The sequence below is a fragment of the Virgibacillus halodenitrificans JCM 12304 genome (genome assembly GCF_001310895.1).
GTDB lineage: Bacteria > Bacillota > Bacilli > Bacillales > Amphibacillaceae > Virgibacillus_Q > Virgibacillus_Q halodenitrificans.
This window is the reverse complement of record NZ_BAZS01000060.1, coordinates 1-9,756: the sequence shown is the minus strand read 5'-3', so window position 1 is coordinate 9,756 and position 9,756 is coordinate 1. Positions and strand designations below refer to the sequence as shown.

The 9,756-nt window shown below is 37.8% G+C and carries 10 protein-coding genes; 5 read left to right on the top strand and 5 right to left on the bottom strand.

The annotated features are described in order from the left end of the window. Nucleotides 1-353 precede the first annotated feature (353 nt). Together JCM12304_RS18480 and JCM12304_RS18475 are read right to left on the bottom strand one after the other, a co-directional pair. Complete coding sequence (locus JCM12304_RS18480; protein ID WP_060681955.1) at nucleotides 354-746, bottom strand: gamma-glutamylcyclotransferase family protein; 393 nt, start codon at nucleotides 744-746, stop codon at nucleotides 354-356. Between the two features lie 214 nt (nucleotides 747-960). Beyond that, nucleotides 961-1,173, bottom strand: a complete 213-nt coding sequence (locus JCM12304_RS18475) for a YdbC family protein (protein WP_060681954.1) — start codon at nucleotides 1,171-1,173, stop codon at nucleotides 961-963. 328 nt (nucleotides 1,174-1,501) lie between these two features. Between JCM12304_RS18475 and JCM12304_RS18470 the strand changes: the two genes are divergently transcribed. Next, entirely contained in the window at nucleotides 1,502-2,416 is a 915-nt protein-coding gene (locus JCM12304_RS18470; protein ID WP_060681953.1) for a methyl-accepting chemotaxis protein, read from the top strand. Between the two features lie 61 nt (nucleotides 2,417-2,477). On the opposite strand, the gene JCM12304_RS18465 is transcribed toward JCM12304_RS18470, so the two are convergent. Continuing rightward, complete coding sequence (locus JCM12304_RS18465) at nucleotides 2,478-3,098, bottom strand: fumarylacetoacetate hydrolase family protein (protein ID WP_060681952.1); 621 nt, start codon at nucleotides 3,096-3,098, stop codon at nucleotides 2,478-2,480. Nucleotides 3,099-3,361: 263 nt separating this feature from the next. Between JCM12304_RS18465 and JCM12304_RS18460 the strand changes: the two genes are divergently transcribed. The 4 genes from JCM12304_RS18460 (at nucleotide 3,362) to abc-f (ending at nucleotide 8,680) form a co-directional block, all read left to right on the top strand. Next, nucleotides 3,362-4,294, top strand: coding sequence for an NADP-dependent oxidoreductase (locus JCM12304_RS18460; protein ID WP_060681951.1), 933 nt, complete (start codon nucleotides 3,362-3,364; stop codon nucleotides 4,292-4,294). Nucleotides 4,295-4,615: 321 nt separating this feature from the next. Beyond that, nucleotides 4,616-5,500: a fructose bisphosphate aldolase gene (locus tag JCM12304_RS18455; protein WP_060681950.1), complete on the top strand. Its 885-nt coding sequence runs from the start codon at nucleotides 4,616-4,618 to the stop codon at nucleotides 5,498-5,500. Nucleotides 5,501-5,977: 477 nt separating this feature from the next. After that, entirely contained in the window at nucleotides 5,978-6,586 is a 609-nt protein-coding gene (locus tag JCM12304_RS18450; protein ID WP_060681949.1) for a hypothetical protein, read from the top strand. Nucleotides 6,587-7,054: 468 nt separating this feature from the next. After that, the gene (abc-f, locus tag JCM12304_RS18445; protein WP_060681948.1) at nucleotides 7,055-8,680 is read left to right on the top strand and encodes a ribosomal protection-like ABC-F family protein; all 1,626 of its coding nucleotides are present in this window, start codon (nucleotides 7,055-7,057) and stop codon (nucleotides 8,678-8,680) included. Between the two features lie 170 nt (nucleotides 8,681-8,850). On the opposite strand, the gene JCM12304_RS18440 is transcribed toward abc-f, so the two are convergent. Continuing rightward, nucleotides 8,851-9,090, bottom strand: coding sequence for a hypothetical protein (locus JCM12304_RS18440; RefSeq protein WP_172675328.1), 240 nt, complete (start codon nucleotides 9,088-9,090; stop codon nucleotides 8,851-8,853). A gap of 136 nt (nucleotides 9,091-9,226) precedes the next feature. Further along, a partial coding sequence (locus JCM12304_RS18435; RefSeq protein ID WP_157360482.1) for an RNA-guided endonuclease TnpB family protein occupies nucleotides 9,227-9,756 on the bottom strand: 530 nt, incomplete at its 5' end.

The window sequence follows — 9,756 nt, the reverse complement described above, 5'->3', positions numbered from 1 at the left end:
GAACGAATTAGAGTGCCACTTCAAAAAAGCGACTTTAATATAATACCATCCAGAGAATAATGTGTCAACAACTTTTTTCATAGTTTATAAGTTTCACATTGCTCTCCCAAATTGGCGACCTAATTAATATACCATATATTAATATACGAGGTCAATATGTTTTTTCGAATGATAATGAATGGGATGTGCTGAAAAAATTGTATTCTGTTTGAACAGCGAGATTAATATTACATGTTCTATAATCGAATGTCAACAGTTGCAAAACATTTTTCCCCAAAACGGGACGGTAGTTGTTCTTTTCCCCTTCCTTATTGTATGAATATAACCTCAAAATCCCTAAAACTAAGTTCTCTTTATCGTATATGCCTCTTCCAATCTCCACTTTCTATTAAAGATACACGCATCTCCAATGTTTTGTTTGTCATAACATATACATATGCTGGCCAACTAGCTTTATCGGTGAAAATTATTTGTTGAATCCGATCATACAAGTTATCTTTCTCCTCACCTATATATCCTTCTAACTCGTCAAGCTCCTCCAGTTTATCCTTTGTTACTTCATATAACTCTCCATATACTTCCCCTGATTCATATTTTTCAAGAACTGGATAGTAGCTTGTTGTAGAATACAGCCTTCCTGAAGTCCATGCTTCTTCGGCAACAAGTCGTGCATCTGCCAAAACTTTATTATTACTTTCATCCTTGCGTAAAGTCCCATATACAAAAACCAAATAAGTTGCAGACATATTAGCGCTCCCTTCATTAAATTAAAATTTCTCCTAGATAATAGTGGGAAAAAACAAGCTTTTTTAAAATTAACCTATTTATTATTGTGTATAACACCTTTTCTGCAAGTTGTATTACTAAACTTCTATATTAACACTTTCTTAGTTTCTATTTTTAAACAATCCTAATGCACTAATTATTTATCGATTTAAAAAAGTCCTAGAGAGATCCGCATCATCTCTCTAAGACTTTTTTGAGTTCTTCCAATTCCGCCTTCGTCAGTGTCACACCCTTCCCCATTTTTTCTTTATCTGGGGACCAGTCTCTAATATCATATTTGGGATCTCTTCCATTCCAACTGATTAAGTTTAATTCTTTTTTCCAACCTTTTGGTGATTCGGAAAGTACACCAAGTGTTTCAATAATATCAAATTTTAGCTCAGCCAATTTTACTCCTCCTACACTTGCAATATTTTATCGCTTCCTTCAACTAAAACTTTAGCAAATCAAATAGCCATCGTCCATTTTGTTCTATATTACTGTCCAATATGCGTTTCATTTATTATAATATAGGGAATTAGACCTAAGCTGCTAAATTAAAAGTAAAAGATAGTTACAGGTCATCCGTTCATTTCTAAATGATGGATAATAAATTAAGGATATTGCTAAACACCACTCTCTTTTAGAGATCAGTTATTCCATACACCATCCTTATTTCATCTATAAAATGATGTTTTTAGATGTAGTAACTTATCTCAGGAGAAGAGAGGAAAAAATGTTACATACAAAAATAAATGAAGAAGTTACCGATGCACACGTTGTAAAAGCTATAGAGGAAAATCTTGCTATCGTTCGGTTTGGACTGGATCGGCGTATTGCATATGTGAATGAAGTTTTTTCAGAAACAATTGGTTACACCCCAATGGAAATGCAGAACATGCATCACCACTCACTTTGTTTTCCCGAATTTGCCAATAACCCTGAATACGAAAGGTTCTGGAGAAGGTTGCTTGCAGGTAACGTTTATCAGGATAAAATCGAACGTAAAAAGAAAAACGGTGATCGAATATGGCTTGAGGCTACCTATATGCCAATATACAACGAAGCACAGACAAAAGTTATCGGGGTATCTAAGGTGGCGACAAATATAACAGATAGATACAATGATCTAATGGATGTAGCAGACCATCTCACTCAAATGTCAAGCACGTTAAATGACAAAGCAGAATCCGGAATCCACCGATCCGAAGAATTTCTAGTATTAATGGAAAACATTCTTCGTGTATCCGAAAATAATACTAAAACCCTTCAAGGCCTGCAACAGGAAGCCCAAGCAATTGGTAAGATAGTAGAAACAGTTAGAGGGATTGCTGCACAAACAAATCTTTTAGCATTGAATGCCGCCATTGAAGCTGCTCGTGCTGGCGAACACGGAAGAGGCTTTAATGTAGTTGCCCAAGAAGTACGCAGGTTATCAGATAATGTAGAGAAATCCATTATACAGATTCGAGATAACACAGATAAAATTAAGAGAGAAATTAATACAATTACAGAAGGAACAAAAAATGTGCAGACGCATATGCAAACAGGGCAAGAAAAGGTTCATGCCACAGTTAGTGATTTTAAAGATTTCAATCAATCCTCCAGACAATTGGAGGAACAAGCTCAGCAATTCAGCAAATTGTTGTAACCTTACATGAATGAAACTCCCCCTCCTTCTACATTAATAGAAAGAGAGGGAATTTTATCTATCATTGTTCGACGACAAAGCTACCTTTTACTTCTTCACCCCATCTAAGTTCATATGTTTCTCCATCTGAAATAGGTCCCACACCTTCAGGAGTGCCAGTGTAAATGAGATCTCCTTCGCTCAGACCAAACTGTTTGTGAATGTATTGAATTAAGTCTTTAAAAGGAAATATCATTGATTTAATATTCCCCTTTTGGACTTCCTTACCGTCCTGATGCAATGAAAAAGCTGTTTCTGCACAAGCTGTCTCACCTGGAAAATCCCAAAAATCTGTATAGATCGCAGCATTTTTAAACCCTTTTGCCAATAACCAAGGATGCCCTTTCTTTTTTAAGTCAGTTTGTACATCTCTTAAGGTGAGATCCAAACCAAGCGCCATTTGTGTAACAACCTCATCCACAGAAGAATGCTCGGAGACAGGTTTGCCTATGTATAAGACAATTTCCAATTCATGGTGAATATCTCCTTGATCTGCTGGATATGGAATCACCTTTCCATCTGCATGTACAAGTGAATGTGTCGGCTTTGAAAAGATCATTGGCTTGGTTGGCACCTTGTTCCCAAGTTCAGCCGCATGTTTAGCATAATTTCGTCCAACACAAAATATATTGTTGATTTTCATTGTTACCCTCCTCAAAAACTTAATAACCTAATATCTTGAACTTTTTCAATATTAATAACAAATCTAACAATGGAAGTGAGCCATTTAGCATCAGAAAATTGGAAGCCGTTCAGGAACTCTATTCCCTTCATGGTTAACACCATACTTATATATTAGTATACTAATTATATACATCGCCCTTTTTTACGTCAAAAAGGCATCACCATATGCATGACAGACTAAAACCAATAGTTTTCTTTATAAAAAACAAGGAGGTCGTCACTATGTCATTAATGAAAGCATTTGTACGAACAAACGCTAAGACAGATGAAGTGGAAATTGCCCAGGTCACTTTGCCTGAAATATCTGAGGAAGAAGTTTTGGTTCAGGTAGAAGCATTTGGTGTCGGTATTCATGATAGATATTTCATTCCTAAAGATGCTCATTTTCCTTATGTTATTGGGACAGAAGGCGCTGGAAAAATCGCTAAACTCGGATCAAATGTCACCAATTTTTCCGTCGGCGATCGAGTTATTTTTACAACAAACCTTCAACCAAAGGGCGGTGCATGGGCAGAATATGCAGCCGCTAATAAGGAAACCTTAATCGCCATGCCGGATCAATTAACGTATCAACAAGGCGCTGCCATTCCAGTCGCAGGTAAAACAGCATTGGAAAGTATGCGCGAGCTTGACCTTAACGCCGGAGATACGTTATTTGTTGCCGGAGCTTCCGGAGCCATTGGCACCTACGTCATACAACTCGCAACTGCACTTGGAATCCATGTTGCTGGTTCGGCTTCTAGTAAAAACCATGAATACATGCAGTCCCTTGGTGCAGAAAAAACCGTAGATTATCATGACCCAGATTGGCCACAGCAGATCAGAGATTGGGCGAGGGACGGTGTGACGGCTTCACTTGCTATCCAGCCAGGTACTGAAAAAGACAGCATGCAGGTTGTAAAGGATGGCGGAAAGGTTATAACCGTTTCGGGGTACGGTCTGGATCTAACTTCTGAGCGGAATATTACTGTACGGCAAATGGGACATCATCCGGAGACTCAGAAAAAAGTTAAAGCGCTTGTTAAGCAAATCGCTTCTGGAGATATCCAACTTGTCATTGAAAAGGAGTTTTCTTTTAATGATGCATTGGAAGCTCTGAAGAAAACAGAAACGAGACACGCAAGGGGAAAGTTGGTTGTTAATGTTGGTGAATAATTGAATGGACTGAGTTTTCAACTGTAGTTAGCATGGTTATTTTCCTGATTGCTACAGATTTTATGCTGAAGAGATTTATTAAAAGCAAGGAACCTTTTTAGGTATAGCCTTGAAAATTCCTGCAAAGAGCATTTGCCCTCATATTATTGAATAACGAAACTTGCATGATGGTGAAATTTTTCACTCTTTTTGTGCGCCTTACTACACCCTTCTCTATATTAATGCTACAATTAAATCATGAGAGTTGCTTCACACTTTCTTATGAATAATTAATTTCTTAGCTGAAGAAGCTAGCACTATTACAATAGAGGAGTGAGATTCATGCAACAGCATCAACTTGAAAAAATTAAAAATGGTAAAGGATTTATAGCCGCACTTGACCAAAGTGGTGGTAGTACTCCTAAGGCGCTTGCTGCATATGGCGTGCCGGAAACTGCATTCTCCAATGAGGATGAAATGTTTGATTTAGTACATCAAATGCGGACAAGAATTATTACCTCACCTGCTTTTAATCCAGAGCATATCCTTGGTGCTATCCTATTCGAACAAACAATGGACAGTAAAATTGATGGTAAATATACTGGTGATTATCTAGCAGAAGAAAAAGGTATTGTTCCTTTCCTAAAAGTGGACTTAGGACTTGCAGAAGAATCTAATGGTGTTCAACTAATGAAGCCTATTACAGACTTAGATGATAAATTACGCCGTGCTAATGAACGCCATATTTTTGGTACAAAAATGCGTTCTGTTATTAAAGAACCTAATGCTGAAGGTATTAAAGCAGTTGTAGATCAACAATTTGAAGTTGGTAAACAAATAATTGCTGCAGGTCTCGTTCCAATTATTGAACCAGAAGTTGATATAAACAGCACTGAAAAAGAAAAATGTGAAGAGATGCTAAAAGAAGAAATTTTACGCCATCTGAATGACTTAAGTGAAGATCAACCAGTTATGTTAAAACTAACTATTCCAACAGTAGCAAATACGTATAAAGAATTAATTGACCACCCAAGAGTGGTACGAGTTGTAGCATTATCAGGCGGATATTCCACTGATGTAGCAAATCAAAAATTAAAAGAAAATGATGGCCTGATCGCAAGCTTCTCCAGAGCATTAAGCCAGGATCTGAATGTAAACCAGACAGATGAGGAATTTAATGCTGAATTAGAGAAAGCAGTAAAATCTATTTACGAGGCATCCATCTAATAATAAATATGTTAGCTGCAGGATATAAGTCCTGCAGCTTTTTTTGTTATAAGGGTACTATTGTGCAGAGCGCAGGTTGGCGTGGGGGCGATGGGCGAACGAGGGTTTCATGCTGCTCTCTCATTTGGGCTGAGTGCCCTCTCATTTGGATGTGGAGGTCTCTCATCTGGATTGCGGGTTCTCTCATTTGAGCTGGGTGCTCTCTCATTTGGACAGCAGGGTCTCATCTCATTTGGGCTGCGAGCTCTCTCATATGTAGAGATTACCTCATTACTGATCATTACTTTCATACTATTCTTTTGTAAAATATTGTTATATACTTAATTAGGATTAATTTTTTGAATATAATGATTTTATAAAGTAAATATGCTGTCCTTTATGATAACTTTTTCAAAAGGATAGTGTTTAACTCAATTTCTGCTTGCTTTTTATATTATTGGTTTAGTAAGCCTAAAAGGACTTTAGAGGAGTGGTCAGTTGAAAAGATTGGATTTGGTTGTTCTATTCATTTGCTTTCTGATAATAACAGGTTGCTCAAATGCAGCAAGTACGCAAGAAAAGTCCCCCACTATTTCGAGCATTACGGACTCTAAATATACAGAAACATTTAATGAATTAAACTTAGGTACTTTATTTGACTATAATCTTTATTTGCCTCATGCGGATAAACGGTGGGTTCGCCTATGGGTAGAGAGATATCAGAATGGAAAAAAAGACGACCAGCCAGTAACCGAGTTAAGTTATGGAATGAGTGTAAATAAGGTCGATGAAGGCCATTTGGGTTTTGGTATGCTATCTGATAGTTCTGTCTTACTGTATGGTCCAAATGTGAATATACAACCCGAACAAATTGATTTAAATCTCAACGAGGAGTACATAACATCATGGGGACATGCGATAGAAGAGGGAAAGGAAATTGATCTGGAATTGGGTGAAACCAAGCTACTTGCTGCTTATTGGCAAACTGCGAGTAACAAAATCCCAACCATCGATTTTCAAAATGAAGATGATATAGCAAATCTAATAAAAGAAAATGAATTCGTGCTCCTGTTAAAAATAAAGATTGATGAAGAAATGCCTGATTGACAGCTGGTGAAAAAGTTTCACTTTACCTGTTTGCAGTTGTCTCGGGTGGGGGCTCCTGTGTCTCGGGATGTGGGCTGGCTGTCTCGGGCGGGGCTCTTGTGTCTCGGGATGTGGCCCGACTGTCTCGAATGGGCACTCTCGTGTCTCGGTGGGCTTGCTGATTGTCTCGGGTAGCATCGTTGGAGTGTCAGGCGGCACCTTCTCTGATTGATTTTTACAAATATTTATGATAAAATCTCTTTAACTAAATTGAGAGGAATGATGGGTGGACAATGGATAACTAATCTTATTTTTAGTATTTGAAATGAGGATTTCGAAGACTGCAAAATTAGGATTAGTATGCCCATTTTTCTTTGAGCGGAATAGCTATGCGTAGGCGCAGCTTATTTAGGCACGGATAAATGCAACTAATCCTTCCAATCACCTGGGAGGATTTTTTTATTCTCTCAGTAAAAAGGGGATAAATAAATGACGGAAATACTGCAATTACGCAACATTTGTGTGGAGATAGAAGGATATCTTCTATTAAAAAATATTAATATCACTATTCAGCAAGGTGATCGGATTGGTATTATCGGAAAAAACGGAGCTGGAAAATCAACATTGTTGGATGTCCTGCAACAAAAAAGGCAACCTACAGAAGGTAAAATAAATTACCCGCGTAAAGCACCTGTCCTTAGTATAGTAGAACAAGAGTCAAAAACATTTACCTTTGAGCAGTGCTCCCCATTAGAAACCGCACTTTTAGAAAAATGGCAAGTACCAAAAATAGATTATACTAAACTGAGCGGTGGTGAGAAACTAAAAGCACGGTTGGCACGAGGTTTGGCACAAGAGGCGGAGATCCTTTTACTGGATGAACCGACAAATCATCTGGACACTCAAGGTAGACAGTTTCTTATTGAACAACTTAACGCTTGGAGAGGCACCATTATTTTTGTCTCTCACGACCGGGGATTTTTAGATGAAGTGGCCAAAAATATCTGGGCGATTGAAAACCAGACGGTGATCCACCATCTTGGAAACTATTCCAGTTACATGAAAGCTCGCGAACAAAAGCGACTCACCCAGCAAAGGCAATATGAAAAGCAGCAGAAAATGAAACAGCGAGTCGAAGCACAAATAAAGGAACTGAGCTCCTGGTCCCAAAAAGCCCATGCACAATCCACTGAGAAGGATGGATTTAAAGAATATTTTCGAGTAAAAGCAAAAAAAATGGATGCACAAGTTAAATCAAAACAAAAACGGCTCGAGAAGGAATTAGAAAAAATAAACGCCCAGCCAGTTGAGCCTGAATATAATGTACATTTTACAATGAAAGCAAACCAAAAAGTCGGCAAGCGTTTTGTGGAATTTAAAAATGTTGAAAAGTCATTTGAGGGGCGTAACCTTTTCAGTAATGTGCAACTTACCATACAGCATGGTGAAAAAGTAGCTATCTCAGGGGCAAATGGGAGTGGGAAAACCACATTTTTGAAAATACTAATGGAAAAAGAAACTGCGAATGGGGATATTTGGATCTCCCCCTCTGCCGAGATAGGCTATTTAACGCAGGAAGTATTTGATTTACCTTTGGAGCAATCACCTGCTCAACTGTTTCATCAAGAAAATTTTAAAGATAGAGGAGTCGTGCAAAATCTGATGAAGCATTTGGGCTTTACAGCATCCCAATGGAAAGAACCAATAGGCCAAATGAGCATGGGTGAACGTGTAAAATGTAAGTTGATGAAATATATTCTTGAGGACAAAGATGTGCTTATTCTCGATGAACCAACTAATCATCTGGACATAGCCTCCCGGGAGCAGTTAGAGGAAACATTGGCAGGATATGACGGCACATTAATTGTCGTAACACATGATCAATATTTCCAGAGAAAAACAACCAATATAGAGCTTCGGATTGAAAATCAATGCATTGTAAAACATTCTGAGCAAGCATCGACAATTGATGATAAAGAAAAACTCAGACTCCAGCTGGAAACAGAGAGACAGGAAATTTTGGGGAGACTTAGTTTTATGACTCCAAAAGATAAGGACTATAAACATTTAGATGCAAGATTCAATGAACTAACTGAAAGGATAAAGGAGCTTTAATGTATCTGAAACGACCTGTTTTGCGCGGGGCGTTTCAGTTAATATATAAGATTTATGAGAATAAAATTGCCAGTACGTAACGGAAGATTAATACTTTGGAAGAAAGATGATTTTCATGGGATGGGATTTGCTTTTCCCTGTTTAATGACCGGCAGTTGTTTATCTTTCAACTAGATAATGTTCAGTAGTCTCAATAGATTTAACCAGCGATTTACTTTTCCCGGTAAACGAGGTAATCGTTCGTCTGTAATAATAGGCTCTTCCGGCAATGATTTAATATTTAGTTTTTTACAAGATACATCAACTAATTCAGCTATTTCCATCTTACGTGACTGGTGTTTGAAGGGATCAGTTGATGACTTAGAAGCTACGGTTTGGCGAAGTTTTTCCATTACTTCACCGTTCACCATGTACAATGAATTAAAGTCAATTTTACTTGGAGTTTGCTCTAGAGTATTATTTTTGAACTACCCACCACTTATCGACCTTACGGTGTGATTGAAGTGGGAGATTCCTAAGAACACCAACCTAACGGTTAGTTATGGATTAGGCTATCCCCGCAGTTCCTGCGGTTAATCTTAATGCTTCGTTACGAAGATTGATACTTGCGTTAATATCTCTTTGGTGATGAGTTTTGCACATCGGACACTCCCATTCACGCAAAGCAAGATTTTTAACGTCTTTATGTTTGTGACGACAATTGGAACATAGCTGACTTGAAGCAAAATTTTTAGCTGCAGTCACAACTTGTTTTCCGTACCATTTCGCTTTATACTCAAGCATTTTTCTGAACTCTGACCATGAGACTTCACTTATCGCCTTTGCAAGCTTTTGATTTTTTAACATATTTTTAATAGACAAATCTTCAATCCCAATGATGTCGTGGTTTTTGACAATATCAGTAGAGATTTTATCCAACATATCTTTTCTTGCATTTGCTATCTTTTCGTGAAGTCGTACCACTTTTGTTTTTTGTTTTTTCCAATTCGAAGAACCAACTTTTCGCCTTGAAAGCACACGCTGAGCTCTTACTAACTTTTCTTCTAACGAACGGAAAAACTTTGGATTTGCATATA